The organism is Streptomyces sp. NK08204, assembly GCF_020400585.1.
GTDB lineage: Bacteria > Actinomycetota > Actinomycetes > Streptomycetales > Streptomycetaceae > Streptomyces.
Window position 1 is genome coordinate 301,022 of sequence record NZ_JAINVF010000005.1, and the last position, 26,621, is coordinate 327,642.

23 protein-coding genes, 1 tRNA gene and 1 pseudogene are annotated in these 26,621 nt (G+C 71.5%); 12 read left to right on the forward strand and 13 right to left on the reverse strand.

Annotation, left to right across the window (positions count from 1 at the left end; all coding sequences use genetic code 11):
* Window positions 1-21: 21 nt before the first annotated feature.
* The 6 genes from efeB to K7G59_RS11055 all read right to left on the reverse strand — a co-directional run bounded on the left by efeB (window position 22) and on the right by K7G59_RS11055 (window position 6,287).
* The gene (efeB, locus tag K7G59_RS11030) at window positions 22-1,284 is read right to left on the reverse strand and encodes an iron uptake transporter deferrochelatase/peroxidase subunit (protein WP_225832826.1); all 1,263 of its coding nucleotides are present in this window, start codon (window positions 1,282-1,284) and stop codon (window positions 22-24) included.
* Window positions 1,285-1,292: 8 nt separating this feature from the next.
* Complete coding sequence (locus K7G59_RS11035) at window positions 1,293-3,302, reverse strand: copper resistance CopC/CopD family protein (protein WP_225832828.1); 2,010 nt, start codon at window positions 3,300-3,302, stop codon at window positions 1,293-1,295.
* A gap of 22 nt (window positions 3,303-3,324) precedes the next feature.
* Entirely contained in the window at window positions 3,325-3,783 is a 459-nt protein-coding gene (locus tag K7G59_RS11040; protein ID WP_225832831.1) for a copper chaperone PCu(A)C, read from the reverse strand.
* Window positions 3,780-4,433 carry an SCO family protein gene (locus tag K7G59_RS11045; RefSeq protein WP_225832833.1) on the reverse strand — a complete coding sequence of 218 codons (654 nt, stop codon included), beginning with the start codon at window positions 4,431-4,433 and terminating at the stop codon, window positions 3,780-3,782. The genes K7G59_RS11040 and K7G59_RS11045 overlap by 4 nt, the downstream gene beginning before the upstream one ends.
* An 89-nt stretch (window positions 4,434-4,522) precedes the next feature.
* On the reverse strand, window positions 4,523-5,278 hold the full coding sequence (locus tag K7G59_RS11050; RefSeq protein ID WP_225832835.1) for a YcnI family protein: 756 nt from the start codon (window positions 5,276-5,278) through the stop codon (window positions 4,523-4,525).
* A 109-nt stretch (window positions 5,279-5,387) separates the two neighbouring features.
* A complete protein-coding gene (locus K7G59_RS11055; RefSeq protein ID WP_225832837.1) occupies window positions 5,388-6,287 on the reverse strand; it encodes a hypothetical protein in 900 nt (299 codons plus the stop codon).
* Between the two features lie 201 nt (window positions 6,288-6,488).
* Here K7G59_RS11055 and K7G59_RS11060 point away from each other — a divergent pair, with 201 nt between their 5' ends.
* Both K7G59_RS11060 and K7G59_RS11065 read left to right on the forward strand, forming a co-directional pair.
* Window positions 6,489-6,947 carry an ATP-binding protein gene (locus K7G59_RS11060; RefSeq protein ID WP_225832839.1) on the forward strand — a complete coding sequence of 153 codons (459 nt, stop codon included), beginning with the start codon at window positions 6,489-6,491 and terminating at the stop codon, window positions 6,945-6,947.
* Between the two features lie 70 nt (window positions 6,948-7,017).
* Complete coding sequence (locus K7G59_RS11065; protein WP_225832841.1) at window positions 7,018-7,599, forward strand: GNAT family N-acetyltransferase; 582 nt, start codon at window positions 7,018-7,020, stop codon at window positions 7,597-7,599.
* A gap of 43 nt (window positions 7,600-7,642) precedes the next feature.
* Here the strand turns inward: K7G59_RS11065 and K7G59_RS11070 are convergent, their stop codons facing one another.
* The 3 genes from K7G59_RS11070 to K7G59_RS11080 all read right to left on the reverse strand — a co-directional run bounded on the left by K7G59_RS11070 (window position 7,643) and on the right by K7G59_RS11080 (window position 12,252).
* Window positions 7,643-9,007 carry a PLP-dependent aminotransferase family protein gene (locus K7G59_RS11070; RefSeq protein ID WP_225832844.1) on the reverse strand — a complete coding sequence of 455 codons (1,365 nt, stop codon included), beginning with the start codon at window positions 9,005-9,007 and terminating at the stop codon, window positions 7,643-7,645.
* A 91-nt stretch (window positions 9,008-9,098) separates the two neighbouring features.
* Window positions 9,099-10,583, reverse strand: a complete 1,485-nt coding sequence (locus tag K7G59_RS11075) for an aminopeptidase P family protein (protein ID WP_225832847.1) — start codon at window positions 10,581-10,583, stop codon at window positions 9,099-9,101.
* Between the two features lie 265 nt (window positions 10,584-10,848).
* On the reverse strand, window positions 10,849-12,252 hold the full coding sequence (locus K7G59_RS11080) for a PP2C family protein-serine/threonine phosphatase (protein ID WP_225832850.1): 1,404 nt from the start codon (window positions 12,250-12,252) through the stop codon (window positions 10,849-10,851).
* Between the two features lie 621 nt (window positions 12,253-12,873).
* On the opposite strand from K7G59_RS11080, the gene K7G59_RS11085 reads away from it, so the two are divergent.
* Window positions 12,874-13,539 (forward strand): bifunctional DNA primase/polymerase, encoded by a 666-nt coding sequence (locus K7G59_RS11085; protein WP_225832853.1) that lies wholly within the window; start codon window positions 12,874-12,876, stop codon window positions 13,537-13,539.
* 214 nt (window positions 13,540-13,753) lie between these two features.
* A complete protein-coding gene (locus K7G59_RS11090) occupies window positions 13,754-14,305 on the forward strand; it encodes a hypothetical protein (RefSeq protein WP_225832856.1) in 552 nt (183 codons plus the stop codon).
* Window positions 14,306-14,620: 315 nt separating this feature from the next.
* Here the strand turns inward: K7G59_RS11090 and K7G59_RS11095 are convergent, their stop codons facing one another.
* From K7G59_RS11095 to K7G59_RS11105, 3 genes are all read right to left on the reverse strand, one after another.
* Complete coding sequence (locus K7G59_RS11095; RefSeq protein WP_225832859.1) at window positions 14,621-15,583, reverse strand: DUF5926 family protein; 963 nt, start codon at window positions 15,581-15,583, stop codon at window positions 14,621-14,623.
* 155 nt (window positions 15,584-15,738) lie between these two features.
* Window positions 15,739-16,377, reverse strand: coding sequence for an ATP-binding protein (locus K7G59_RS11100; protein ID WP_225832863.1), 639 nt, complete (start codon window positions 16,375-16,377; stop codon window positions 15,739-15,741).
* Between the two features lie 158 nt (window positions 16,378-16,535).
* On the reverse strand, window positions 16,536-17,360 hold the full coding sequence (locus tag K7G59_RS11105; RefSeq protein WP_225832866.1) for a glycerophosphodiester phosphodiesterase: 825 nt from the start codon (window positions 17,358-17,360) through the stop codon (window positions 16,536-16,538).
* A gap of 228 nt (window positions 17,361-17,588) precedes the next feature.
* Here K7G59_RS11105 and K7G59_RS11110 point away from each other — a divergent pair, with 228 nt between their 5' ends.
* The 4 genes from K7G59_RS11110 (at window position 17,589) to K7G59_RS11125 (ending at window position 21,866) form a co-directional block, all read left to right on the forward strand.
* Window positions 17,589-19,106 (forward strand): S1C family serine protease, encoded by a 1,518-nt coding sequence (locus K7G59_RS11110; RefSeq protein ID WP_225832869.1) that lies wholly within the window; start codon window positions 17,589-17,591, stop codon window positions 19,104-19,106.
* Between the two features lie 101 nt (window positions 19,107-19,207).
* Window positions 19,208-19,294 (forward strand) — tRNA-Ser (locus K7G59_RS11115).
* Window positions 19,295-19,782: 488 nt separating this feature from the next.
* A complete protein-coding gene (locus tag K7G59_RS11120; RefSeq protein ID WP_225832873.1) occupies window positions 19,783-20,694 on the forward strand; it encodes a DUF2637 domain-containing protein in 912 nt (303 codons plus the stop codon).
* A gap of 194 nt (window positions 20,695-20,888) precedes the next feature.
* Window positions 20,889-21,866 (forward strand): thiopeptide-type bacteriocin biosynthesis protein, encoded by a 978-nt coding sequence (locus tag K7G59_RS11125; protein ID WP_225832876.1) that lies wholly within the window; start codon window positions 20,889-20,891, stop codon window positions 21,864-21,866.
* Window positions 21,867-21,972: 106 nt separating this feature from the next.
* Here the strand turns inward: K7G59_RS11125 and K7G59_RS11130 are convergent, their stop codons facing one another.
* Entirely contained in the window at window positions 21,973-22,842 is an 870-nt protein-coding gene (locus tag K7G59_RS11130; protein WP_225832879.1) for a bifunctional DNA primase/polymerase, read from the reverse strand.
* Window positions 22,843-23,206: 364 nt separating this feature from the next.
* Here K7G59_RS11130 and K7G59_RS11135 point away from each other — a divergent pair, with 364 nt between their 5' ends.
* From K7G59_RS11135 to K7G59_RS11150, 4 genes and pseudogenes are all read left to right on the forward strand, one after another.
* On the forward strand, window positions 23,207-23,521 hold the full coding sequence (locus tag K7G59_RS11135) for a hypothetical protein (RefSeq protein ID WP_225832883.1): 315 nt from the start codon (window positions 23,207-23,209) through the stop codon (window positions 23,519-23,521).
* A gap of 133 nt (window positions 23,522-23,654) precedes the next feature.
* Window positions 23,655-23,816 (forward strand): annotated as a pseudogene (locus tag K7G59_RS11140) (lipid-transfer protein); the annotation flags it as partial.
* Window positions 23,817-23,968: 152 nt separating this feature from the next.
* Window positions 23,969-24,523, forward strand: a complete 555-nt coding sequence (locus K7G59_RS11145) for a SigE family RNA polymerase sigma factor (RefSeq protein ID WP_225832886.1) — start codon at window positions 23,969-23,971, stop codon at window positions 24,521-24,523.
* Between the two features lie 355 nt (window positions 24,524-24,878).
* Window positions 24,879-26,534, forward strand: a complete 1,656-nt coding sequence (locus tag K7G59_RS11150; protein WP_225832889.1) for a long-chain fatty acid--CoA ligase — start codon at window positions 24,879-24,881, stop codon at window positions 26,532-26,534.
* Window positions 26,535-26,621 lie beyond the last annotated feature (87 nt).

Below are 26,621 nucleotides of genomic sequence, written 5' to 3' on the forward strand. Positions count from 1 at the left end.
ATCGCCCTGGACCACCGTGAATCACGCCTCCAACAACCGCTGCCCCACGTATTCGCCCTCGGCCGCTCCGCCAGGCACCGCAAACAGGCCGCTCGCCTCGTGCCGGACGAACGCCGACAGGGCGTCACCCCGGTCGAGCTTGCGCTGCACCGGCACGAAACCGCGCAGCGGGTCGGCCTGCCAGCAGACGAACAGCAGGCCGGCGTCCGGAGCACCGTCCGCGTCGAAGCCGTCGTGGTACGAGAACGGGCGCCGCAGCATGGCCGCGCCCCCGTTGCGGTCGGGCCTGCTGATCCGGGCGTGCGCGTTGAGCGGGACGACGTACTGCCCGCTCGCGTCGGTCTTCTCCAGATCCATCGCGGTGATCTCGTCACCCCCGGACAGGGGGGCCCCGTTGTCCTTGCGGCGCCCGATCACCGCCTCCTGTGCCGTGAGGGACAGCTTCTCCCAGTCGTCCAGGAGCATGCGGATCCGGCGTACGACGGCGTAGGAGCCGTTCGCCATCCACGCGGGCTCGCCCGAGGCGGGCACGAAGATGCGTCGGTCGAAGTCGGGGTCGGCCGGCTTCGGGTTGCGGGTGCCGTCGAGCTGGCCCATGAGATTGCGGGCCGTCATGGGCTGGGCGGTGGCACCCGGGGTGCGGTTGAAACCGTTCATCTGCCAGCGGACGCGGGCCGCGGCCCCCGCGTCCTTCTGGAGCGCGCGCAGGGCGTGGAAGGCGACCAGGGCGTCGTCGGCGCCGATCTGCACCCACAGGTCGCCGTCGCTGCGTGCCTTGTCGAGGTGGTCGGAGGAGAAGGCGGGCAGTGGGTCGAGGGCGCTCGGTCGCTGCTTCTCCAGGCCGGTCCTGCCGAAGAAGGAGTGCCCGAAGCCGAAGGTGACCGTCAGCGAGGACGGGCCCGCGTCCCGGGCCACCCCGGTGTCGCCGTGCGGGGCCGCCTCGCCCGACATCAGCCGCTCGGCCGTCGCCGACCAGCGGCGCAGCAGGGCCGCCGCCTCCTTGCGGCCCGCGCCCGCGGCCAGGTCGAAGGCGACGAGATGGCCGCACGCCTGAAGCCCCTCGGTGATGCCGGGCTGGTGTTTCCCGTGAAACATCGCCCGGCCGGAGCCCACCGAGGTGAGCGGGGTGGCCCGGTCGGGCGCGGCGGCGTAGCCGACGGCCCCGCCGGCCGCGCCGAGTACGAGGCCGGTGGCGCCCGCGGTGCCGAGCAGGGTCCGGCGTGAGAGACCCTCGGAAATGGTCTCCCTGGGGGCGGTCGTTCGGGGACGGGACTGGTCAGCCATGGTGTCGTTCAGCCGATCTGCGCGTGCTTGGAGACGGTCGCCTGGTCGATGTCGGAGGTCCGCACGGTGACGGCGATCTTCCAGTCGCCCGCCATGGGGATCTGCACTCCGGCCGCCGACCAGTGGGCGGTGGCGAGGTGGTCGGGGGTCACGGGAAGTGGCCCGATCTTCTTCGCCTCGAGGGTGAAGGAGACCTTCACCTCCGGGACGTCGAAGGCGCGGCCGTTGGGCCGCTCGACGTAGACGTGCAACAGGTTGCCGCCCACGCGTGCGGGGTCGAGGTCGACACGTACGACGCCCTTGCCGTCGGGGCCGCCGGTGTCGAAGGGCATGTCCAGGGTCAGCGCGCCGGAAGCGGACCTTGCGGCTGTGCCGGAAGGGGACGAGGCGGCGGCCTTGGCGTCCTGCTCGGTGCGGCCCGGCTCGGTCTGGGTCAGCAGGGTGGTGACGGCGAGCACGACGACCGCGACGCTCGCCTCGGCGAACACCGAGCGGCGCAGCCCGGAGCGGTGCGGATCGGCGTCCCGCAGCCGCTTGCGCCGGGCGGCGTCCATCGCGGCCCGCTGGCGGGCGAGCTGAGCTGCGCGCTGAGTGTCGGGGGTGTCAAGGGTGACGGTCGTGGCGGTGGTGTCGCTCGGACTGGTGCGGGGGCCGTCCGCGTCGTCGATGCCGGACCCGTCCGCGTCGTCGGTGGCCTCGCTGTGCCCTGTCGGCTCGCCGTCGCCGGTGGCCTCGCCGTCGCCGGTCGCCTCGCTGCCTCCTGTGGGCTCGCTGTCCCCGGCGGCTTCGCTGTCCAGGCCGTGTGTCCAGCGGCGCGACATGCGTGCGATGCCGAGCAGCAGCGCCACGAGCCCGATCTTGACCAGGAGCAGCTGCCCGTACCGGGTCTCGGTCAGCGCCGACCAGGAGCCGAGCTGGCGCCACGACTGGTAGGTGCCGGTGACGACCAGCGTGGCGACGGCGCCGAGGGCGAGGCGGGAGAAGCGGCGGGCGGCGGCGGCACCGACCGGGGTGTCGGCGGGCGCCCGGTACAGGGCGACCAGGAGTGCGGTGAGACCGCCCAGCCAGCCGGCGACGGCCAGCAGATGAACGATGTCGACGGGCATGGCGAGGCCCGGCTGGAGCCCGGTGGAGGCATGCTCGGCCATCGCCCAGCTCGCCGCCAGCCCGGCGGCGACGACCACCCCGCCGACCGCGAGGCCGAACGTCAGATCGCGCTTCTCCGCGCTTTCCTCCCGCCGGTTGTAGGCGCCGAACAGGACGGCGAGGAACAGCGCGGCCGTGGACAGCAGCAACAGCCGGGAGACCAGCGCGGCGCCGCTCTTGGTCTGCAGAACCTGGTCGAGCAGGCCGAGGTCGAAGACGTCGGCGAACTTCCCGGAGGTGGTGTACGAGCCACGCAGGAGCAGTAGCCACAGCGTGCCGGCGGTGAGCGCGAGCCATCCGCCGACGACCAGCCGTTGCAGGGGCCGCACGCCCGACCCGCGCGGCCAGCAGGCGAGTACGAAGGCGGCGCCGCCCACCAGCACGATGAAGCCGGCGTACGACACGTACCGCCCGAGTCCGTAGAGCACGCCGACGAAGCCGCCGCCCGCCGTCGGCCCGGCGCCGGAGACGACGGTGTGCGAGGGCGCCCCGATGGAGAAGGTGTAGGCGCCGGAGACGGGATGGCTGTCGGCCGACACGACCTGGTAGGTCACCGTGTAGGTGCCCTTGCTGAGGCCGCTCTTGAGGTGCACGGCGTACGTCGACCCGCTCACGGCGGCCGGCGGGCCCGTCTGGACCGGCTTGCCCCTGGGGTCGAGGACGCGCAGCGAGTCGTCGCTCAGCGCCACCTTCTCCGAGAAGGTGAGTGACACCTGGGCGGGCGCCTTGTCGACCACCACCCCCTGCGCGGGGGAGCTGCCGGTCAGCGCGGCGTGCGCGGAGGCCGGGCCGGCGCCTGCCAGCAGGGCGCCGGTCACGGCGAGGAGCAGCAGCACCAGGGTCCGCAGGCGGGGGGTGATGGTCCGCGTCAAGGTGGTCCCTTTCTCAGCGGCGTCAGTGGCCGGTCGACGGGTTGTACGTGGCGGACTTCACCGGCATCTCGACGGTGAGGGATCCCGACTTGGCGAACGTGAGCCTCACGGTGACCGTCGTACCCTGCTCCGGCTTCCGCTTCAGCCGCTCGAACATCAGGTGGTTGCCACCGCTGCGGAACACCAGTCGGCCGTGGGCGGGCACGGGGAAGGAGGACTTCTCCGTCATGGTCCCGCCGGCGGTGCTGTGCAGGGTGACCTCGCCGGCGACGTCGCTGGTGACCGAGGTCAGCTCGTCCTTCGCCCCGCCCTTGTTGACGATCGTCAGGAAACCGGCGGCCATGTCGGCGGTCACCGGTTGCGGCATGTAGGAGGAGCTGACCGACAGTTCGGCCCTGTCGGAGTCGGAGCCGGAGCCGGAGCAGCCGGCCAGGGCCAGGGCCCCAGCGAGCGCGGCTGCGGTCCGGACCGCACGCCTCACGGCTTGGCTCCTTCGACCAGCTTGGGCAGGTCCTTGGTGTAGTCGTCGACCGTGGCGTCCTCGCCGTAGAGGACGTAACCGGCGTCGGTCTTCGGCGAGAACGCGATGACCTGGGTGCCGTGCATCGAGACGAGCTTGCCGTTCTTGTCCTTCGTCGTCGGCTCGACGGCGATGCCGACGGTGCGGGCGCCGGCCTGGATGGCCTTGAAGTCGCCGGTGAGACCGATGAACCGCGGGTCGATGCCCTTGAGCCACTTGCCCAGCTCGGCGGGGGTGTCACGAGCCGGGTCGGTGGTGACGAACACGACCCTGAGCTCGTTCTGCTCGGCCTTGGGCAGCGCCTTCTTGGCTACGGCGATGTTGCTCATCGTCGCCGGGCAGACGTCGGGGCAGTGGGTGTAACCGAAGTAGATCAGGGTCGGGTGGCCCTTGGTCTCCTTGCGCAGGTCGTACCTCTTGCCGTGCGTGTCGGTGAGGATGAGGTCCGGCTTGTCGAACGGCTGGTCGAGGACGGTGGCGGCCTTGCCCGAGCCGGTCTCCTCGGAGACCGCGGCGACCGGCGTCTTGCCGTCGTCCTTGCTGCCGCAGGCGGAGAGGGTCAGGGCGGCGGCGGCGAGCAGCGTGGCCGCGGCGAACGTCTTCTTGCGCATGAACATGTCCCAGAGGTGAGGGTTCGGGCGTGTACCGGGGGTCGTGCGAAGCGTCGCACGTCCCCCGGTACGCGATCCGGAACGGTGGATCAGGAGGCGGTCCGGCGGCGGCCCGCGAGGACGCCGTAGGCCACGCCCGCGGCTCCGGCGACGATGCCGGCGACACCGAGCACGCGCGCGGTGGTGTCGCTGCCGTCGTGCGAGTCGGAGTTCTCGGCTGCGGCGGTGTTCCCTGCCGTGCCGGTGCTCTCGGCCTTGCCGGAGCCGTCGGAGTGTTCGGTGCCGTCGGCGGCCGACAGCTCCAGCACCGGTGCCGGCTTCTCGGGCTCGTCCTGGCCCTCCTGCGGCACCTCGATCCAGCGCACGACCTCCTTGTCGGAGTACGTCTGGATCGCCTTGAAGACGAGGCGGTCGGTGTTCTCCGGCAGCGCGCCGAGGGAGAGCGGGAAATTCTGGAAGTAGCCGGGCTCGATGCCCTTGCCGACCGCGGTCCAGGTGATCTTGGTGACGGCCTCGTCGATCTTCTTGCCGTGCATCGTGAGCGGCTTGTCGAGCTTGGCCTTGGTGACCTGGACGTTCCAGCCGGCCAGCGGCTCGGGCATGACCGAGGTCAGCGGGTGGTCCGCCGGGAAGTTCACCTCGAGCCTGGTGGTCGAGGCGTCGTCGCGCTCGTTGGGCACCTTGAAGTCGACCACCGCGTAACCGCCCTTCACCGCGGCGCCCTCGGGCTGCACGCCGACGTGCGCGAAGGCGGGCACGGAGAGGAAGAGGACGGACGCGCCGGCGACGGCAGCGGCGGCGGTGACACGAGAGGCGACACGAGAGGTGAAACGAGAAGCCTGCATGGCAGGGGCACTCCACTCTGAGTGAGGTCCGGAACGGGGATACGCGCACACGCGCGTGCCGCGCGACGGCGGCCCCCTCCGGTTGTCGTGGAGCGGTGGTCGCGTCGCGTCAGGCGGCGAGGAGGAAGACGGCGGCGGGCGGGCCGCGCCGGATCACCGTGTGCTGGAGTGCGGTGGTGTGCGGGGCGGGAGTCTCGTCGGTGGCGGTGCGGCGGCCACGCGGACCGTGCTCGGGCGCGGGCGGCAGCCCCGTGCACAGGGCGCGCACCAGCGCGAGCGCCGCGCGCAGCGACCGTACGAGCGCCCCTTCGGCAACTCCGTGCGCCGACAGCTCGATCAGCCGCAGCACGGCGAGATCGCCGCGGCGCAGCAGCCAGCCCGTGGCGACGGCCGCGAGGAGGTGGCCGAGCAGCATCGGAAGGGAGGGCAGCAGCGCGGCCGAGGCGCCGGCGGTGCCGGCCGCTTGGTGCACGGCTCCCATGGTTCCCGCGGCATCCGTCGCGGCGCCCGGCCGGGGGGAGGTGTGGAGGAGGTGGGCGTCGAGGAGGAGCCGGTAGGCGTGCCCGGGGGTCAGTGCCGAGGGGGTGGATCCGCACAGGAGCCGTGTGGCCCGTTCGACGAGCGCCGTGTCGTTCAACGGGGCGCTCAGCGACGCGTGCATCGAGCCCATCGAACCCATCGAGCCCGGGGACCCCATGGCGCCCGTCGGCAGGGCGCCGGAGCCCGTCGCCCCGTGCTGGCTCAGCCCGAACACGGTGTGCAGGACGGTCTGGCCGAGCGTGAGCAGCGCGGCGATGCCGGGCAGCGAGCGGGCCCGTCCCGCGAGCGGTGCCACGAGCAGCAGCGAACCGAGGAATCCCGCGCCGAGCGCCCACAGGGGCACACGCGCGCAGGAGGCCAGGACGTGCCCGGCCGCGGCCAGCACGACACAGACCGCGGCGAACACCGCGGCCCGCAGGATCCGGAGCGCGGCGCCGGGGCGCGCCGTGCGCGGGTGGGGGGCAGTCATGGCCCGCTCATCATCGCACTGGGCCCGTCCGCGCCGTACGGCAGGTCCACGCCTCATACACCGTTTTCTACCGGGGCGCATCGCCCGTATGGGCTGAGTCACGTCAAGGGGGTGCTTACGGGCAGGTACGGGCGGCAATACGTACCACGTACGGACGGCAGTTGGTGACGGTATGTCGAGCCGCGGCCAGGAGGCTGGAGCATGAGCATCTGGTGGTCACTCCATCTGCGGCGCGAGGCCGCGAGCGTGCCGCTCGCGCGGCGGCTGCTGATCGGCACCATGGAGACGGCGGGCGTCGATCCGGAGATCTCCTACGACTTGTCCGTCGCGCTCGGCGAGGCCTGCGCGAACGCGGTCGAGCACGGCGGGAGCGCGACGCCCGGCGGTTCCTCGGAGGCGTACCGGGTGACCGCCTACCTCGACGGTGACAAGTGCCGTATCGAGGTGACCGATTCCGGGCCAGGATTCGCTCCCGGCCTCGCCCGCATCCAGGACATCAGGCCGGCCCGCGCGGACGCCGAGCAGGGTCGCGGGCTGTGTCTGATCAGAGAACTCGCCGACCACGTGCACATCGGGGCCAGGCCGGGCCGGGGCGGGACGGTCGTGAGGTTCGACAAGATCCTCAAATGGAAGGAGGACCCGTCCCTGCTCACGGCGTGACGGCCCGTTGCGCAGGCCGGCCGGTCCGTGCGGCGGTCCGCCCGCAGATCGGCCGCGTTACAGTGCGCGCATGCTCTTCGAAGACGGCGGGCTCATGGGGAACGAGGAGATAGCGGCCGGTGTGACGTTGCGGCTCCTGTCCGCACAGGACGCGCAGGGACTCTGCCTCGCCTACCTCGTGAACCGGGCGCACCTCGAACCATGGGAGCCGGTCAGGCCCGCGTCCTTCTTCACCGTCGCGGGGCAGGCGGCGCGCATCGACGGGCTGATGCGGCAGTTCGCGGACGGTCTCGCGGTGCCATGGGTGCTCGAGGCGGCCGACGGGCGGATCGTCGGCAGGATCACCCTGACGGGTATCTCCCGGGGGCCTTTCTGCAGTTCGTATCTCGGCTACTGGGTGGCCGCCGACCAGCAGAACAAGGGGCTGGCCACCGCCGCCGTGAACACGGTCGCCCGGATCGCGCGGGACGCGCTCGACCTGCACCGGCTCGAGGCGTCCACGCTGCCGGAGAACACCGGATCGCAGCGTGTTCTGGAGAAGTGCGGATTCGTGCCGATCGGTCTGGCCGCGCAGTACCTGCACATCGACGGCGTATGGCGTGACTGCCGTCTCTTCCAGCGGATCCTGCACGACCACGACCCGCAGCTGTGAGCCTGCGCCGACGGTCCGTCCGTACCTGACGCGGTGTCCGTCTTCAGGCGTCGAGAACCTTCGCCAATGCCTCCAGCGCCTCGGGGTAGGACCGCTCCCTGGGCGTGCCGTAGCCGACGACCAGGCCCTGCGGGCGGTCCCTGCCGGGCGTGTGCCAGTACTTGCCGAGGGCGCCGAGCGCGAGTCCCTCCGCCTCGGCTCGGGCCAGTACCGCGGCCTCGTCGGGCACGTCGATCAGCGCGTGCAGCCCCGCCGCCACCCCGCGCACGGGCCTGCGGGCCCCGAGCCGCTCCAGCAGTTGGTCGCGGCGGCGCCGGTAGCGCAGCCGGCAGGCGCGCACGTGCCGGTCGTAGGCGTGGCTGTCGATCAGCTCGGCGAGCGCGAGCTGGCCGATGGTCTCGGTGTGGTGGTCGCTGTGCAGTTTGGCGTCGGCGACCGCGTCCGCCAGATGCGGCGGCAGCACCATCCAGCCGAGCCGCAGCGCGGGCCCGAGCGTCTTGGAGGCGGTGCCCAAGTAGACCACCTGCCCCGGCGCCATGCCCTGCACGGCACCCACCGGCTGCCGGTCGTAGCGGAACTCGCCGTCGTAGTCGTCCTCGACGAGGAGCCCGCCGCGCGTGCGTGCCCAGTCGGTGAGTGCCCGGCGCCGCTCGGGGTGCAGGGTGACACCGGTCGGGTACTGGTGGGCCGGGGTGACCACCACGGCGGCCACGTCGCCCAGCGCGTCGGGCCGGACCCCACGCGCGTCGACCGGCACCGGCAGCACGGTCCCGCCGTTGCGCCGCACCACCTCCCGGTGGAAGGGCAGCCCGGGGTCCTCCATGGCCAGGGTGGCGCCGTCCAGCACGCGCGTGAGGAGCGCGAGCCCCTGGACGTAGCCGGAGGTGATGACGATGCTCTCGGGCGGCGCGAGCACTCCGCGGGCCCGCCCCAGATAGCCGGACAGCGCGGTGCGCAGTTCGATCCGGCCGCGCGGATCGCCGTAGTCGTACGCCAGGGAGGGTGCCGTGGCGATGGCGCGGCGCAGGGCGCGCAGCCAGGCCGCCGCCGGAAAGGCGCCGACGTCCGGGCTGCCGGGGCGCAGGTCGAAACGCGGGGTACGTGTGCCTGCGTGCGTCTGCGGTGCCTCGGAGCTGGGGGAGGGCAGCGAGGCGACCCGGGTGCCCGAGCCCTGCCGGGCCACCAGGTATCCCTCGGCGACCAGTTGGTCGTACGCGGCCTTGGCCGTGCCGCGCGAGATGCCGAGTTCCGCGGCGAGCCGCCGGGTGGCCGGGAGCCGCGTCCCGGGGGCCAGCCGTCCGTCCCGTACGGCGTCCCGCAGCGCCTTCTCCAGGCCTGCGCGCCGCCCCGCCGACGCGTCGGGTTCCAGATGCAGGTCGACACCGATGCCGGACCAGAAGTCGTTCATGATCCCCCCACCATCATGATTCCCCACTGTCATGAACGCCCGCATGTGAAATGGCCGGGTACCCACCGGTACCCGGCCATTCCGTCCGGCGTCAGCCCTTCAGGGACGCCATCCATTCCTCGACCTCGTCCGAACGCCGGGGCAGCCCGGCACTCAGGTTCCGGTTGCCGTCCGCGGTGACGAGGATGTCGTCCTCGATACGGACGCCGATGCCGCGGTACTCCTCGGGGACCGTCAGGTCGTCGGCCTGGAAGTACAGGCCCGGCTCGACGGTGAGGACCATGCCGGGCTCCAGCGTGCCGTCCACGTACGTCTCGGTCCGGGCGGCGGCGCAGTCGTGGACGTCCATGCCGAGCATGTGGCCGGTGCCGTGCAGGGTCCAGCGGCGCTGCAGGCCGAGTTCCAGGACGCGCTCCACCGGGCCCTCGACCAGGCCCCACTCGACGATCTTCTCGGCGAGCACCCGCTGGGCGGCGTCGTGGAAGTCGCGGAACTTGGCGCCCGGCTTCACCGCCGCGATGCCGGCCTCCTGGGCCTCGTAGACGGCGTCGTAGATCTTCTTCTGGATCTCGCTGAACGTGCCGTTGACGGGCAGCGTGCGCGTGACGTCGGCGGTGTAGAGGGTGTGCGTCTCCACGCCCGCGTCCAGCAGGAGCAGGTCGCCGGAGCGGACCGGGCCGTCGTTGCGCACCCAGTGCAGCGTGCAGGCGTGCGGGCCGGCCGCGCAGATGGAGCCGTAGCCGACGTCGTTGCCCTCCACGCGCGCGCGGAGGAAGAACGTGCCCTCGATGTAGCGCTCGGAGGTCGCCTCGGCCTTGTCGAGGACCCTGACGACGTCCTCGAAGCCGCGGACCGTCGAGTCGACGGCCTTCTGCAGCTCGCCGATCTCGAACTCGTCCTTGACCAGCCGGGCCTCGGAGAGGAAGACGCGCAGTTCCTCGTCGCGCTCGGCGGTGACCTTGTCGGTCAGCGCGGCCTCGATGCCGGCGTCGTAGCCACGCACCACGCGCACCGGGCCGGTGGCCTCCTTCAGCTTCTCCGCCAGCTCGCGGACGTCGGCGGCCGGGATGCCGTAGAGCGCCTCGGACTCGGTGAGCGAGTGGCGGCGGCCGACCCACAGCTCGCCCTGGCCGGAGAGCCAGAACTCGCCGTTCTCGCGGTCGGAGCGGGGCAGCAGGTAGATCGTCGCCTCATGGCCGCCGGTGGTGGGCTCCAGCACCAGGACGCCGTCCTCGGTCTGGTTGCCGGTGAGGTAGGCGTACTCGACGGACGAGCGGAAGGGGTACTCGGTGTCGTTCGAGCGGGTCTTCAGGTTGCCCGCGGGCACGACCAGGCGCTCGCCCGGGAAGCGGGCGGAGAGCGCGGCGCGGCGGCGCGCGGTCTCGGCGGCCTGCTCGATCGGCTTCAGGTCACGCAGCTCGGTGTCGGCCCAGCCCGACTTCATGTTCTCGGCCAGCTCGTCGGAGACGCCCGGGTACAGGCCGTTCTTCCGCTGCTTGATGGGCTCCTCGGACTCGGTCTCCGGGCCCTCCGCGGTAGCGGAGTCGGGGACAGCCGGGTTGAGCTCGTCGGACACGTGATCCTCCTCGATACGCCATGTGATCTCCCCCGGGGCCCGCGACGCCCGTGCTTGTGGCCGAGCGGGGACCTCCATCATCGTACGGTCGTACTGGAGTGGGAGCGGGGGCGGATGACCTGTTATGCCCGGTCATTACAGCCTGGGCGGGGTACGCCCGCGCGCATCGGTCGCGTGGCCCGTCGCGCACCTGTCACGCCGGCCCGCCGCGCCCTCTTGTCGCATCTCTCGCGTGCGCCTGGCAGCCGGGCGGCGGCTGTCGCCGTCAGTCGAAGCGGACCGCCAGCAGGACCACGTCCTCCTCGCTGTCGGTGGTGTCCAGCCCGTCCGGCAGGAGGGTGCGCAGGACGTGGTCGGCGAGGGCTCCGGGGTCGCGGCGCACCGTGCGGGGCGTGTTCGCGGCTGCCGCGTGCAGCCGGGCGAAGGCCCGGTCCATGGAGTCACCGGTGCGGTGCAGCAGCCCGTCGGTGTAGAGCAGGACCGTCTCTCCCGCCTCGGCCTGGATCTCCACGTTGGGCGCCTCCCAGCAGGCGAGCATGCCGAGCGGTGCGGAGACGGACGTCTCGGCGAACTCGGTGCGCCGCTCGCCGATGAGCAGCGGCGGGCTGTGCCCTGCGCCGGCCAGCGTGACCTTGCGCAACGCCGGTTCGCAGTAGGCGAAGAGGGCGGTCGCCGAGCGGGCCGGCTCGGTCAGCCGGAGCAGCAGCTCCAGGTCGGACAGGACGGCGACCGGGTCTTCCCCCTCCATCACCGCGTAGGCCCTCAGAGAGGCGCGCAGCCGGCCCATGGCGGCGACCGCGCTCGGCCCGGAGCCGGTGACGGAGCCCACGGACAGGCCCAGGGCGGCATCCGGCAGCGGCAGTGCGTCGTACCAGTCGCCGCCGCCGCGCGGACCGGTGCGGTGCCGGGCGGCGAGCTGGACGCCGGCCACGCGCGGGAGCCGGGAGGGCAGCAGTTCCTCGGTGATGGTCGCCATGCACGCGCGCATGCGCTCCACTTCCACGAGCCGGGCGAGGTGCTCGGCGGCGTGGCGGATGTAGAGGCCGGCGAGGTGGCGTCGCCGTTCGTGGGGCTCGGCGGGTTCGTCGTAGAGCCAGACGGCGGCGCCCAGGGGGCCGGTGGAGCCGGCGGACAGGGGGAGGGCGTAGCTGGCGGCGTAACCGAGGCGGGTGGCCACCTCGCGGTGACGGGGGTCGAGGCCGTCCTCGGCGAGCAGGTCGGGGTGGAGGATCTCGGCGGACGCGACGGTGTCGTACGGCAGGCAGCCGTGCGGGACGGTCTCCAGGTGGCCGAGGTCGGCGCGGCCCAGGCCGAGGCCGAGGGTGGTGCGGGGGCCCTGCCCGTCGGCGGGTTCCAGGACGGCGAGACCGCGGCGGGCGCCGACGAGGGCGGCTCCGGCGCGCAGCAGCTCCTGGAGGGCGGGTTCCAGTGCGTCCGTGCGGGACAGGCGCTCGCTGAGTTCCTGGAGGGTCGTCAGGTCGGAGACCCAGCCGGCCAGCCGGTCCTGGAGGAGGGCGCCGGGGGCGGGGGCGTTCGGGGCCGGAACGGTGGAGGAGTGTGCGGTGGGGCAGGCGCCGGGGGCGGGGGGAGCGGCGGGCGCGACAGTGTGTGTGGGCGTGGGGACTGTGGGATCGATTCCAGCCACTTTCGGAGGGTGCGGGGCGTTCATGGCGTCCGGCTTTCAGACCGGTGCGTATTGCTCAGAAGCATCGCAAACCCCCATGTCATTCTGCGCCGCTAGCAGTGCCTCCACATGTACACGCACTCGTGAGGGGATGTCCAGCATTGTCCTGCGAGGATTCCTGGTGTCCGAAGGTCTCCCGCAGGTCTGTTCGGCGTTTCTTCCGAACCCCTTGCCTTACTGCCAAGTTGGCCTAAAACTTACTTAGGTATCGGTCCATTGCGATCGACTGGGCTTGCTCGACGGAGCGTCACAGCGGTCGTGATGGGTACGTACTCGGAGAAGGCCAGGGGTGGTTGGGGGCCACCCGGAACCTGGCGGCGGACCCGGGCGTCATAGCCACCGACGGCCGAGCCCCATCCTCCCGTGGCGGAGGCGGAGAGAAATACGCGCGACGGCAGAACGCCAGACTTCGCCACCCCACGCCGCAACCGTGCTTCTGATGGACGCACGATGGACGCGGACGCGGCCCATGCTCCACCCCTTGGGGTTCCCCTGTCGTGAGCGGGGGCGTGATGCGCCAACAGGTACGCACAGTGAAGTGATCGACACATGATGTGATGTGGTCCACGGTGTTGCCAGCGGTGCAACGGAAAGGAACGAGCGCTGATGCGCGAGATCCTCGGAAGGCGACGCAGGCTCCTGTCCAGGCGGAAAGACGGGAGGCCCGAGCTGATCAGCGCGGCCCTGACCTTCGCGACCCAATGGCAGTGGCCGGTACTTCCGGGCGTGGCCCCGGACCCACGCGGACGGGCCCGCTGCGGCTGCCCGGACCAGGAGTGCTCGGTGCCCGGTGCGCACCCGTTCGACCCGGGTCTGCTCGCCGCCACCACCGACGAGCGCATGGTGCGCTGGTGGTGGACCAACCGGCCGGGCGCGCCGGTCATCCTGGCCACGGGAGGCAAGGCGCCCTGTGCGGTCAGCCTGCCGGCACCCGCCGCGGCCCGCGCCCTCGACCTGCTCGACCGGCGGGGCATGCGCCTCGGCCCGGTGATCGCATCGCCGAGCCGCTGGGCGCTGCTCGTCCGGCCGTATTCCCTGGAGCAGTTGGGTGAACTGCTGTACGCCAAGGACACCGTGCCCGGCTCCCTGCGCTTCCACGGCGAGGGCGGTTATCTCGCTCTGCCCCCCTCCGAGACCGGCCAGGGCGCAGTCCGCTGGGAGCGCGCCCCGCTGCCCGGCTCGGCCTCGCCCTGGATGCCGGACGTGGAGGCGGTCGTGGACGCCGTGGTCGACGCCCTCACTCGTACGGGTGTGAGCGCGCCCGAGTTGTAGGCGTGCCGGGCGCGTGCGGGGCCGACGGGCCGCCCGGGCTCGTTATCTTCCGCCCATGCTGCGAAACGCCGGTGGTGGACACGGCACTCGACGGGCACCGCACGGTGGGTCCGATGCTCGCGGAGCCGGCGGGGAGGACGCCCGCGGACGCGGCGGGACCGGTGCTCGCCGACGCGGTGGGCCCGCCCCCCGGAGGCTGCGTCTGCTGGCCCTCGTGGGTGCCGTCGCGGCGGCTGTCGCCCTGCCGTTGGCCGTGGCGTCCGCCGGACAGGTGGGCGACGCGGGGCCGACGGCCGTAGGCCCGTTGCCGCGCGGCACCGATGCCGAGGCCCGCCCCGCCGCCGCCTCCGGCCGGCCCCCGCTGCTGCTCGGCGTGGGCCTGGCCACCTCCGTCCGCTGTGGTCCCGAACTCACCTCTCCGGGCGGGATGCAGGCGCAGACCTGCGTCATGACACACGGCGAGGAGACCTGGGCGCGCACCTACTACCGCAACGCCACCGGCGGTCCGGTGGACTCCGTGCTGAGCCTGATGGGCCCGGCCGGCCGTACCGTCCAGACACAGTGCGCCACGGGCGCCGACGACGAGCCCGCCACGTGCGAGACCCCCCGGGAGCACAGCCGGGGCGTGCTGGACGCCTACACGGCGGTCGCCGAGTTCGCCGCGCCCGCGGTGGACGGCCCGCTGCTGCTGCGCTCGGGCAGCAACGCGAGGAACTCCGAGGAATCTGACGGAAGTTCGCAGAAGAGCTCGCAGGACCGTTCGTAGGAGAGCCTGCGGGGGGGCGAGGCGGGAGTCCGGAGGGGGCCCCGGACAGGAGGATGCGCCAGGGGAGTTGACGCCTCGGGGCGCGCTGTACACCGCGCGCGGACATGGAAAGACCCGGTTGCTGGCGACGGGGGATGCACCAGCAACCGGGCTACTGGAACGGTAACAAGAGATCGGCGGTTCGCAAATTCGATCTCGGCTATTCGGGCACGGATTGCCCCCTTGAGAGGGGGAGTTGTGACATGAGTCACTTTCCCTGGCGGGGCTGCCTCACGGCTGGCCGACCGGCCGGCCGTGACGCGCGTGCGCCGGGTGTCAGCTGAGCGTGACCTGCCGGTTGGTCAGTCCGCCGCGCGCGCGGCGCTCGTCGGGCGTGAGTGGCTCGCGCACCGCGAGGGCGGCGGACAGACGCTCGGCGAACTCGGCGGCCGGCTTCTCGATGTCCTCGGCGGTGACTTCGCTCGGCAGGTCCCAGACCGGCACGGTGAGGCCGTGAGCACGGAAGGAGCCGACGAGCCGGGTGCCCTCGCCGAGGCTGGAGCGGCCCGCGGCGTGCAGTCGCGCGAGAGCGTCCAGAAGCTGCTCCTCCGGATGCGGCATGACCCAGCGCAGGTGGTTCTTCTCCGGGGTCCGGCACCAGTAGGCCGCGTCCACGCCGGTCAGTTTCACGGTCGGGATGGCGGCGGCGTTGGCCCGCTCCAGGGAGGCGGTCACCTCCGGGGTGGCGTTCTCCGCGTCCGGAACCCAGAACTCGAAGCCGCTGTGCACGACGGGCTCGAACGCACCCTCAAGGTCGAGGACATCCTGCAGCCTCGGAGCGTCGGCGGGGGCGCGACGGCCTTGCACCGGGGTGCCGGGCTCGGCCTCCAGGGCGCGCTGGAGGGTGTCGGCGAGGTCGCGGCTGATGTCGCCGGACGCCGTGTCGTTCTGGAGGCCCAGCATGATCGAGCCGTCGTCCCGGCGCAGCGCCGGCCAGGCCATCGGCAGCACGGTGGCGAGCGTGACCGAGGGGACGCCCTCGGGCAGGCCGTTCTTGAGGGTCAGCTCGACCGTGGCGGCCGGGACCAGCTCCCGCAGCGCCACCCAGTCGCACTCGCCCGGCAGCCCCTCGAACGGGCGGTGCACCAGCTCGGTCGCCGCGTGCGCGGCAGCCCGGCCGTGGCACGCCTTGTAGCGCCGGCCGCTGCCGCAGGGGCAGGGTTCACGGGCGCCGACAACCGGGATCTCTCCGTCCGTGATCTGCGGCTTGGCCTTCGTCTGGGGGCGCTTCTTGGCCATGGTTGGTCTCCCGGTTACGGATCGTCCTGTACGGCGGGAGCCTAGCCGTTCGAGCCATGGCCGACGGGAACCTGTGGACAACGGACATGTGGGTCCCGTAGGCGATCGAGGGGCCCGGCGGGTTTTCCGGCGCTGCCCGAAGGCTTCCGGCGGCGTCAGTCCAGGTCCTCGAACGCGTCCGCGAAGTCCAGTTCCGCCAGGCCCGCCACGGCGGAGGCCGTGACGCGCGTAGCGAAGTCACCGGAGCGGCACCCCGCGTCCGGATCATGAACGTCCGCGTGGACCACGACCCAGACCGTCACCTCACCCTGGGTGTCGTCGCGGACCCCCCAGTCGTCGGCGAGGGCGGTGATGATGTTCAGCCCCCGGCCGCCGTGTGCGGTCACCGACGGGGTGGCCGGAGCCGGGCGGGTCGGGCCACCGCCGTCCGTCACCTCGACGATGAGCCGCCCCCGCGGATCGACCCGCCACGCCGCGCGGACGTCGCCCTCCCCGGCCGTCCGGTCCCCCAGTGGCCGACCGTGTTTGCAGGCATTGCTCAACAGTTCGGAAAGAATCAGTACGGCGTCGTCGATGACCGATTCCGGCACACCACCGCTGCGCAGTTGCGCACGCATCCGGTGTCTCGCCTTCCCCACGCCCGCTGGGCCATGGGGTACGGCCATGCTCGACGACGTGGGCACCTCCTGTGCCACCACCAACGCCACCCCCGAGACCTCCTTTGCCCCACGCCACGGTGTGGATGCCCCATTGGCCTGTACCGGAAACCGGCCAATTCTCTTCCGGTGACGCATTCGCAACGATTGCTCACAGAGCGAACGCGCCGGTGCACTCCCGGTGACGGGAGGCTTGTCCTGTGGCTTGATTTCGTTGGTGTGGCCGAGAACGGAGGATCCAGGAGCCGCAGGCCCGGGTCAAGGGGTGCGGGCCTGTCATTACCTGACTCTTGGGGTCAGCGGCCGAGTTGGTGCAGCACCGCGCGGGGGCGGTTGGTGATGATGGCGTCGATGCCGAGTTCGACGCAGAGATCGACGTCCTCGGGCTCGTTCACGGTCCACACGTGGACAAGGTGACCGGCTCGTTTCAGCCGCTCGATGTAGGCGGGGTTGTTGCGCACGATGCGGATGGAGGGGCCTGCGATCCGCACGCCCGCGGGCAGGCGCCCGTCGCGCAGTCGTGGTGAGAGGAACTGCACCAGGTAGACCGTCGGCAGGGTCGGCGCGGCGGCCCGGATGCGGTGCAGGGAGCGGGCGGAGAAGCTCATGATCCGCACCGGCGACTCGGCGGCGCCGGCCGGTGCGTCCAGGCCGAACCGCTTCAGCAGCGTCAGCAGCCGCTCCTCGACCTGGCCCGCCCAGCGCGTGGGGTGCTTGGTCTCGATGGCCAGCTCCACCCGTCGGCCGGAGTCCGTGACCAGCTCCAGCAGCCGCTCCAGGGTGAGTACGGAGGTGTCACCGCGGTCCTCGGGCCGCTGTACCCAGTCGGGTTCCTCCCGGCCGCGCCAGGCCTCCCGGCTCTTCCAGGAGCCGAAGTCCAGGGTGGCGAGATCGGCCAGCTCCAGCGCGGAGACGGCCCCGCGGCCGTTGGAGGTGCGGTTCACCCGCCGGTCGTGGACACAGACCAGGTGGCCGTCGGCGGTCAGTCGTACATCGCACTCCAGGGCGTCCGCGCCGTCCTCGATCGCCTTCTTGTAGGCGGCCAGTGTGTGTTCGGGGGCGTCTTCGGAGGCTCCCCGGTGGGCGACGACCTGGATGGAGCGCTGTGGTGCGTGTGTCACGGCGTCATGGTGCCACCGCCGACGGGTACGCGGGGCGGCCTGGGCGCATCCGTGGAGTGAACGGCAGGGAGCACCCTGCTCGTTTACGCACCTTTTGCCTTGACTGTCCCATATAAAGGGTGGCCCGCGACGCACAGCCACGGCTTATGGTGCTCTGACGGCTCGTGGGAAAAGCTGACTGCATACGACAGCCGTGGATACGACAGCCTTGGATCGAGGAGAAGAGCTGTGAGCACCGAGAACGAGGGCAACGCGGTACCCCCGGCCCCGTCCGCACCTCCCGTGCCGGTGGCATCTCCCGCTGCTTCCCCGCAGGGCTCCGCGCCCGAGGGGAACGCACCGACGGCTCCACTCCCGCCGGTGCCTGCAGCGCAGGCCCAGGAAAACCCCGCCGAGGGCGCCCAGCCGCCCTCCCCCGCCCCTGCAGCCACCCCCGTCACCCCGGTCACCCCCGCCGCCCCCGCCGCCCCCGACGGCTCTTGGCCGTCCCCGCCGCCGGCCACTCCTGCGTACGGCGCCGGCGACGCGGGGGCCTACGGAGCTGCCGGTGCCGGTGCCGGTGCCGGTGCGGGTGGTGCCGGGGCCGGCTGGGGAGCGTCGTACCAGCAGCCCGCGTCCAAGCCCCGCAACGGGCGCGGCGGACTGGTCGCCGCGGTCCTGGTGGCGGCCCTGGTCGCGGGTGGCCTGGGCGGTGGCCTCGGCTACACGCTGGCCAAGGACAACGACAACAACGGCTCCACCACCGTCTCCGCCTCCGACAACGGAGTCGCGCAGGTCAGGCGCGCCCCCGGCACGATCGCCAACGTGGCCGCCAGGGCGCTGCCCAGCACCGTCACCATCGAGGCGGAGAGCAGCAGCGGCGAGGGCGGTACCGGCACGGGGTTCGTCTTCGACACCCAGGGCCACATCGTCACCAACAACCATGTGGTGGCCGACGCCGTGAACGGCGGCAAGCTCACGGCCACCTTCCCGGACGGCAAGAAGTACGACGCCGAGATCGTCGGTCACGCACAGGGCTACGACGTCGCCGTCATCAGGCTCAAGAACGCCCCCGGCGACCTGAAGCCGCTTGCCCTCGGCGACTCCGACAAGGTGGCCGTCGGCGACGAGACCATCGCCATCGGCGCGCCCTTCGGCCTGTCCAACACGGTCACGACCGGCATCATCAGCGCCAAGAACCGCCCGGTGGCCTCCAGCGACGGCAGCGCCAGCAGCAAGGCGTCCTACATGAGCGCCCTGCAGACCGACGCGTCCATCAACCCGGGCAACTCCGGCGGCCCGCTGCTGGACGCCTCCGGCGCGGTGATCGGCATCAACTCCGCGATCCAGTCGACCAACAGCGGCGGCTTCGGCTCCGGCCAGTCCGGCTCGATCGGCCTGGGCTTCGCCATCCCCATCAACCAGGCCAAGTACGTCGCCCAGCAGCTGATCAAGACCGGCAAGCCGGTGTACGCCAGGATCGGCGCGTCGGTGTCCCTGGAGGAGTCCACCGGCGGCGCGAAGATCACCGACCAGGGCGCGGGCGGCTCCGCCCCGGTCGAGGCGGGCGGCCCGGCCGACAAGGCGGGCCTCAAGCCGGGTGACGTCATCACCAAGCTGGACGGCATGGTGATCGACAGCGGCCCGACCCTGATCGGGGACATCTGGACCCACAAGCCGGGCGACAGGGTCACGATCACCTACAAGCGGTCGGGCCAGGAGCACACGGCGAACCTCGTCCTCGGCTCGCGCGTGGGAGACAACTGACCACAGGCACGCGCGCACGCGCACAGCCGCGGACCACGCCACCACGATCCGGCCCGAGGCCGGTACGCTGTACCCCGCCTGCCGATCACAGGCGGGCGCCGGGAGGTGTGCCCGAGCGGCCGAAGGGAACGGTCTTGAAAACCGTCGTGGCAGCGATGTCACCGTGGGTTCAAATCCCACCGCCTCCGCACAGGTGTTGTCCGTAAGAAGGGGTGTCTCTCACTGAGAGACACCCCTTCTTACGTGGAAGCCTCCCCCACGTCGTGTTGTGGGAAAATCATTTCTTCGCCCCGTGGGTATCCGGGGCAATGGGTGCATCATGTTTTCGTACAGGGTTATATGCATCCTGGATCCCTCCTCGATTAAATAATTATCCAGGCATCCGTCCACCCATTTGCCACGCATCCGCAGCAGGGGGGCGGCGTTAGTTGGGATATGAATAAGACAGCCGAGGAGGGGCGCTGCCGCCTCCTCGCGGATCAAGAGCGAGAGGGCGGAGCCGCCAGTCGGGTGACGCTGACGATGGGCGAGCTTCACGCTGTGGCCAACGTGACTGAGTCCCCTCTGTCAGAATTCCTGGATGCAATGAGCACACTAGAAGCCGATATCACTCGGCGATGGGTCACGTGCGAAGGTCGATACTCCTTCCTGGGAGTGGAATAGTCAGGCTATCTTCATGTATCGCGAGGGAATCCATCACCACCGAGTGCGTTCCACCGATGACCTGGAGATGCACTACGAGACAGGCAGGGGTCGTCACCGGGCCCCGACCGACGTTTTCTCGGCGCCCTTGCAGCCGCCGGATGCGGCCTGGGATCCGGCCGAGGAACTGGCCTGGATGCTCCAGGAAGCCATGGGGGAGCGGCGCTCGAGAACTCCTATGGCCCGCGACAGGGTGTCAGTCACCGCTCCGGCCCCCGGCCGGCCCATGCGGAAGTTCCAGGAGATCGCGCCGGAACCGCCGCCGTGGAAGAGAGTCTCCCGTCGGCACCGTAAGGTTCGTGAGCGCAAGCGCCTGAGCAGATTCCAAGCCGCCAGTCATCTGGTGGCCGCGCTGGCGGCAGTCATCGCCTCCGCGGTGAGTTTCTTCAGTGCAGTGGTTGTCTGCAATCCCCTGCGCGCCGTGGCTGCGGCCCGCGTACACGGCGACATCGTCGCGTGGTGGCCTCTGATGGTGTACGGGCCCTGGCTGGTCGCGTCGCTCTCCATCCTCAGGGCCGCCATGCACCAGCGCCGCGCCGTGCACTCGTGGTGCATCGTCCTGTTCTTTTCGACGATCACGATCTTCCTGTGTGTCGTTCAGGTGCAGAGGACCTTCCTCGACACCACGGCGGCCGCCTTGCCGGGACTCGCTTCTCTGGCCTGCTTCCAGCAAGCTGTCCGCCAGGTCACCCTGACCCGCGCGCCCCGTAGGTCGATGCCGCGGCACCGGCTGAGGCACCACCCACTGTGTGACGCTTCCGATGAAGGCCGCACCGTCGCGGTGTCGGCCAGGACCACTCACGTACAAGGCACGCATCAATATCGCGGCCAGGTTCGTTCCCAGACAGCCGTGCACGGCGCGAATACCAGGGCCTCAGCGCCATGACCTGCGGGGGCAGTGATGTCCGGCCTGCCGGGAGATGACGCCCGCGGCTGTGCCGCAGGTCCGGCGACGACCGGCCTTCGGAAAGGCACAGCCGGAGCCGTGCTCGCCCCCGGTGCACCGAAGCAGGCGAAGCGTCCGCCACGGCCGGGACGCCTGCCTGCCCCTCGTCTGACCGCCCATCGGAAGGGACTCGGATGGACCTGCACGACAGCAGCGTGACCGAGCAGGCCGTCCTGGCCGTCCTCACTGGTACCCCGCTCGCGGAGGCCGCCGACTGGGCGCACACCTTCCCCGGGCATCTCGCCGAGGCCGCCGCGCGCTATCGTGCGGCCGGCCGCATGGCCCTCGCAACACGTCCGGACCCCTCGGGGTGGCACCAGGTGAACATCGAGTTCGCCGACTATCCGACCGCCGAACTCACCTTCTTCACCTACCTCCTGCCGCCCTTGAGGGAGGCGACTGACACCGGGATGGTGGGTTCCTGGTGGTTCGTCCGCAAATACCCCTGCTGGCGCCTCCGCGTCACTCCCGGCCGGGAGGCCACGGACGAGGAACTGTCGGAGCACCTCGCCGGTGTCCTCAACAGCGCGGTGTCGTGGGGTGTGGTCAAGCGCTGGCGGTCAGTCCTGTACGAACCGAAGACGATGGCGTTCGGCGGCCCGGAGGGCATCGAGATCGCTCACGACTTGTTCCATATCGACAGCGTGGGCGCCCTCGACTATCTGCACCGGACGAGCACGGCTGCCGACGGGACACTCGACGCCATGACGACCTCGCTTCTCGTCATCAGCCACTTCCTCCGGGCCGCCGACCAGGGGTGGAGCGACCAGGGAGACGTATGGGCGCGCGTCGAGGAGAAACGGCCCCTGCCCGAGGACGTCACGGCGGACCGTGTCGCCGCCATGACCGGGACGCTCCATGAGCTTCTGACGATGGACACCGGTCTCGTCGACACGAACACCGGCCAACTCGCTGCGTACGCGGACTGGGCGGCCGGAATGCAGCGCGGCGGCCAAGCCATCGCGCTCGCCGCGAACGCAGGGCTCCTCGGCGTGGGCACACGCGGCATCCTGGCCCGGCACATCCTCTGTCAGTGGAACCGCATGGGCTTCACCCCGCGCCAACAGGGCATCTGGGCACGAGCGGCACGCGAGACGATCCTCGGGGCCTGACCACGCGCATGCCGCGCGCCGGGGCGTGCTGAATCCTGCGGCGCCCCCGCGCGGTCCCCTTCGGAAGGCAGGGTGGTGGTGACCCGGCCCTGATCCCCGGCGTGGCTCACGGGCGGTGTCCCGTCATGCGGGCCGCCGAGGCGATCGTCGCCCGGGCCTCGCGTTCCGTCAGGCCGGTGTCGAGGGCCGCCTCGGTCAGAGGGATGACCAGAGCCGGGCCGATGCCGTTCTCGTAGGCGCGGCAGGCCGCCCAGAACAGACGGGTGTTGCGCTGGCCCTCATGGGCGGTCAGGACGAAGTGGACCAGGCCCCGGCCGTGGTCGCAGGGCGGCGCCACCGGGTGCGGGGCGCGTGGGGGCGGAAGGAGCAGGCGCAGGAGGGCCGGCGGACACGGTGCCGGGGGCAGGTGCCCGGTGCCGGGGGCGGTGGTGTAGACGCCGTGGCCGGTGCGGGAGCCGGGGCCGACGAGGTAGCCGCCGGCGCCCCGGATGTCGATGCCGGGGGCGAGCCGGCCGGCCGAGTTGAGGACGACGACGTCCGGCGGGCCGGTCAGCCAGAGGTGGCGGCCACCGCTCGGGGTGAGGACGACGACTGTCTCCGGGATCGTGAACAGGTGGCGCAGGGCCAGTTCGCGCAGGGCCGCAAAGGAGTCGGTGGTCGCCTTCGTGTCGAGGTCGACGCCGATCAGGTGGTGCGGGGGCAGCCCGCAGGCGATGCCGTAGCCGGAGGCCCAGGGCGCGGCGGTGAAGAGTTCGCGGATGCGGACCGGGTCGGTCGAGGCGTCGTACACGCCGTGACCGAAGCGCCCGCACTCGCCGTGGCAGGGCGGTCGTGCCGGAGCGGGATCGTCGCGGTGGGGGGAGCGCAGGGCCGGGAGTTTCGTCCGGGACAGGGGGATGACGGCCAGTCCGCGTTCGGCGGCTGACAGGGCGTGCGCGAGGGCCGACGTCGTGGCCTGCCGGTCGGGGATGGCCATGCCTCTATGTTCGTACGTACGTTCGATGAAGGGAAGGGGGGCGGGGGTGATACGCCCGTACGGGGAGGCCGGCCGGAAGGCCGGGAGAACGGTTCGCCCCTTGCGGTGCTTGGCAAGGGGGGTCCGCTCCCTCCACCGTCGGAGTGTGGGGTGATCAAACAGGGCGTTGGGGGGTTTATCCGCTTGTCGTCACACTTGCGTGCGAATCAGGACTTCCTGGGGATTTGCCGGAGATCCGCTGGGCAGCTCTGGACTCGCGACGTCGTCCACGACAGCCCAGGCGGTCGGCCGAATGCCTGGGGAAAGCCGTAGTTCACGAACTCGCGGCCTCAGTGCCACCGAATGCTGGTTCTGGAGGAACAACATGGCAAGCATCCGTACCGCCCGCGTTCTCGCCGCTGTCTCCGCTCTCCCGCTCGCAGCCGCCCTCTTCACCGGCGTCGCGGTCGCGGACAACGGCGCCTTCGCGGGCGACGGATCGAACGCAGGCGTGGCCGGCGTCGTCGGCAGCGGGGTCGGCCACGACAACAAGGGCAACTCGTCCACCAGTCAACAGAACGCGGTCGGCTCCGGTGCCTCGAACCAGAACAACACGGCGCAGGTGAACGGCTCCGCGTGGACGGCCCTCCAGCAGGGCAACGACAACACCGCCGTCAACTTCACCCACCTGTGGGGGTGAGCCCCGGCTGAGGTCCCTCGTGGGGAGGGCCTCGGGGCGTGCTTCAAGGTCGCAACACGTCTGTGCGGCGGTGCTCTGGTGCCGCCGCACAGACGTGTGCGGACGTCGTGCTTTCCGGGGCCGACACCCACGGGGGCAGCTCGGGGAGGCGTACCTGCACGGCGTGAACGGGGTGGCGGAGACGGTGCGGCAGCTGCGGGGCGCGGCGGTGAACCAGACACCGGAGGCGGGCCGGACCCTGGTGGCAGCCGGAACCGGAGTGCCGCCGTCCGGCCTGGTCCGGACGGTGGAGGGCTGGACCCCTGCCCCAGGGAGAACCCGGAGGAGGCTCGGGCCCCGGTCCACCTTCAGGAGGTGCAGTCAGCCCCACCCCTACAACCTGAGGGGGACTCCGCTCCGGGACCTGCGGCCGATCCGCCGGTACCGAGCCGCTCCTAGCGTGGAGCCATGACCACACCCGTCTGCACCGGCGCCTCGGTTGCCGCCGCGCCCGCGCGGCAGACCCAGGCGTACTCGTCCTTCGCGTCGTACGTGCGGGCCCGCCAGCCGGTCCTGCTGCGTACCGCCCGCTCGCTGACCGCGAACCCGTGCGATGCCGAGGACCTGCTGCAGACCGCACTCGCGAAGACGTATGTGGCATGGGAGCGGATCGAGGACCACCGGGCGCTGGACGGTTATGTGCGCCGGGCGCTGCTGAACACGCGGACCTCGCAGTGGCGCAAGCGCCGGGTGGAGGAGTTCGTCTGCGACGAGCTGCCCGAGCCGGAGCCGGTGCCCGACGACGACCCGGCCGAGCGGCAGGCGCTGCACGATGCGATGTGGCGGGCGATCATGAAGCTCCCGGCGCGGCAGCGGGCGATGGTCGTCCTGCGGTACTACGAGGACCTCAGCGAGGCCCAGACCGCCGAGGTGCTCGGGGTCTCGGTGGGCACGGTGAAGTCGGCGGTGTCCCGGGCGCTCGGCAAACTCCGGGAGGACCCCGAGCTGGGACCGGCGTGCTGAGGCGGGCAAGAGGCTGATTCCGGCACCTCCGCGTCTGGCACCTCCGCGTCTGGCACCTCCGCGTCTGGCACCTCCGCGTCTGGCGCCTGCGGCGTCCGGGATCTGCGGCGTCCGGCACCTGCGGTGTCAGGATGGGCGGCGTCCGAGAGTGTCCGGCGTCCGGGATGTCCGGCGTCAGGGGTCCCCGGCGCCCGAGATGTCCCCCTCCGTCACCTGTGGCTGCCGGGCTCTCGGTATTCCGGTCGGTACGTGACGTGATGCATCGCCCGTACCTAGTGACATACCGAGCGGTATGCGACCAGAATCAGGCCATCCCCTTACCACCGAGTAGGCAGAGCCGCCCCGGGAGGACGCCGTGCTGAGCACCATGCAGGACGTACCGCTGACCGTCACCCGCATCCTCGAGCACGGAGTGACCGTGCACGGGCAGTCCCAGATCATCACCTGGACCGGTGACGCCGAGCCGCAGCGGCGCAGCTTCGCCGAGGCCGGGGCACGCGCGGTGCAGCTGGCGAACGCCCTGCGGGACGAGCTCGGCGTCCGCCCGGACGACCGGGTCGCGACGCTCATGTGGAACAACGCCGAGCACGTCGAGACGTACTTCGCGGTCCCGTCCATGGGCTCGATCCTGCACACCCTCAACCTGCGGCTGCCCGCCGATCAGCTGGCGTGGATCGTCAACCACGCCGCCGACCGCGTGATCATCGTCAACGGCTCGCTGATCCCCATGCTCGCGCCTCTGCTGCCCCAGCTGCCCACGGTCGAGCACATCGTGGTCGCCGGTCCCGGTGACCGCGCTCCCCTCGAAGGCGCCGCAGCGCGGGTGCACGAGTACGAGGAGCTGATCGCCGGCCGCCCCACCACCTACGACTGGCCGGAGCTGGACGAACGCCAGGCCGCCGCCATGTGTTACACCTCCGGCACCACCGGCGACCCCAAGGGCGTCGTGTACAGCCACCGCTCGATCTACCTGCACTCCATGCAGGTCAACATGACCCAGTCGATGGGTCTGACCGACCGCGACACCTCCCTCATCGTGGTCCCCCAGTTCCACGTCAACGCCTGGGGCCTGCCGCACGCGACCTTCATGACCGGCGTCAACATGCTGATGCCGGACCGGTTCCTGCAGCCCGCCCCGCTCGCCGAGATGATCGAGCGCGAGAAGCCGACCCACGCGGCGGCCGTTCCCACCATCTGGCAGGGCCTGCTCGGCGAACTCACCGCCCGCCCGCGCGATGTCTCCTCCCTCGGCCAGGTCACCATCGGCGGCTCGGCCTGCCCGCCCTCCCTGATGGCGGCCTTCGACAAGCTCGGCATGCGGGTCTGCCACGCCTGGGGCATGACGGAGACCTCCCCGCTCGGCACGGTCTCCCGCCCGCCGGCCCACGCGATCGGCACCGACGAGGAGTTCGCCTACCGCCTCACGCAGGGACGCTTCCCGGCCGGCGTCGAGGCGCGCCTGACCGGTCCGGGCGGCGAGCGCCTGCCCTGGGACGGCGAGTCGGCGGGCGAGCTGGAGGTGCGCGGCAACTGGATCGCGGGTGCCTACTACAACGGCCCCGACGCCGAACCGCTGCGCCCCGCCGACAAGTTCAGCGAGGACGGCTGGCTGAAGACGGGCGACGTGGGCACGATCTCGCCGGACGGCTTCCTCACCCTCACCGACCGCGCCAAGGACGTCATCAAGTCCGGCGGCGAGTGGATCTCCTCGGTCGAGCTGGAGAACGCGCTGATGTCCCACCCGGACGTCGCCGAGGCCGCCGTGGTCGCCGTACCGGACGAGAAGTGGGGCGAGCGTCCGCTGGCCACGGTCGTCCTCAAGGAGGGCACCGGCGCCGACTTCGAGACCCTGCGCGCCTTCCTCGCCGAGGAGGGCCGCATCGCCAAGTGGCAGCTCCCCGAGCGCTGGACGGTCATCGAGGCGGTCCCGAAGACGAGCGTGGGCAAGTTCGACAAGAAGGTGCTGCGCCGGCAGTACGCGGAAGGCGAGCTGGACGTCACCACGCTCTGACCCCCGCCCACAGCAGCACCGGGCGCCCGCCGCACATGGGTGGCGGGCGCCCGGCTCGCTTTCGTACGGGACTCATCGCCTTCGTAC

Coding starts and splice junctions, on each gene's coding strand:
- K7G59_RS11085 (WP_225832853.1), top strand. CDS start 12,874: ATGCGCGAGATCCTCGGAAGGCGACGCAGGCTCCTGTCCAGGCGGAAA.
- K7G59_RS11060 (WP_225832839.1), top strand. CDS start 6,489: ATGAGCATCTGGTGGTCACTCCATCTGCGGCGCGAGGCCGCGAGCGTG.
- efeB (WP_225832826.1), bottom strand. CDS start 1,284: ATGGCTGACCAGTCCCGTCCCCGAACGACCGCCCCCAGGGAGACCATT.
- K7G59_RS11080 (WP_225832850.1), bottom strand. CDS start 12,252: ATGAACGCCCCGCACCCTCCGAAAGTGGCTGGAATCGATCCCACAGTC.
- K7G59_RS11145 (WP_225832886.1), top strand. CDS start 23,969: ATGACCACACCCGTCTGCACCGGCGCCTCGGTTGCCGCCGCGCCCGCG.
- K7G59_RS11095 (WP_225832859.1), bottom strand. CDS start 15,583: ATGGCCAAGAAGCGCCCCCAGACGAAGGCCAAGCCGCAGATCACGGAC.
- K7G59_RS11100 (WP_225832863.1), bottom strand. CDS start 16,377: ATGCGTCACCGGAAGAGAATTGGCCGGTTTCCGGTACAGGCCAATGGG.
- K7G59_RS11125 (WP_225832876.1), top strand. CDS start 20,889: ATGGACCTGCACGACAGCAGCGTGACCGAGCAGGCCGTCCTGGCCGTC.
- K7G59_RS11120 (WP_225832873.1), top strand. CDS start 19,783: ATGTATCGCGAGGGAATCCATCACCACCGAGTGCGTTCCACCGATGAC.
- K7G59_RS11050 (WP_225832835.1), bottom strand. CDS start 5,278: ATGCAGGCTTCTCGTTTCACCTCTCGTGTCGCCTCTCGTGTCACCGCC.
- K7G59_RS11055 (WP_225832837.1), bottom strand. CDS start 6,287: ATGACTGCCCCCCACCCGCGCACGGCGCGCCCCGGCGCCGCGCTCCGG.
- K7G59_RS11130 (WP_225832879.1), bottom strand. CDS start 22,842: ATGGCCATCCCCGACCGGCAGGCCACGACGTCGGCCCTCGCGCACGCC.
- K7G59_RS11135 (WP_225832883.1), top strand. CDS start 23,207: ATGGCAAGCATCCGTACCGCCCGCGTTCTCGCCGCTGTCTCCGCTCTC.
- K7G59_RS11065 (WP_225832841.1), top strand. CDS start 7,018: ATGCTCTTCGAAGACGGCGGGCTCATGGGGAACGAGGAGATAGCGGCC.
- K7G59_RS11045 (WP_225832833.1), bottom strand. CDS start 4,433: ATGCGCAAGAAGACGTTCGCCGCGGCCACGCTGCTCGCCGCCGCCGCC.
- K7G59_RS11070 (WP_225832844.1), bottom strand. CDS start 9,007: ATGAACGACTTCTGGTCCGGCATCGGTGTCGACCTGCATCTGGAACCC.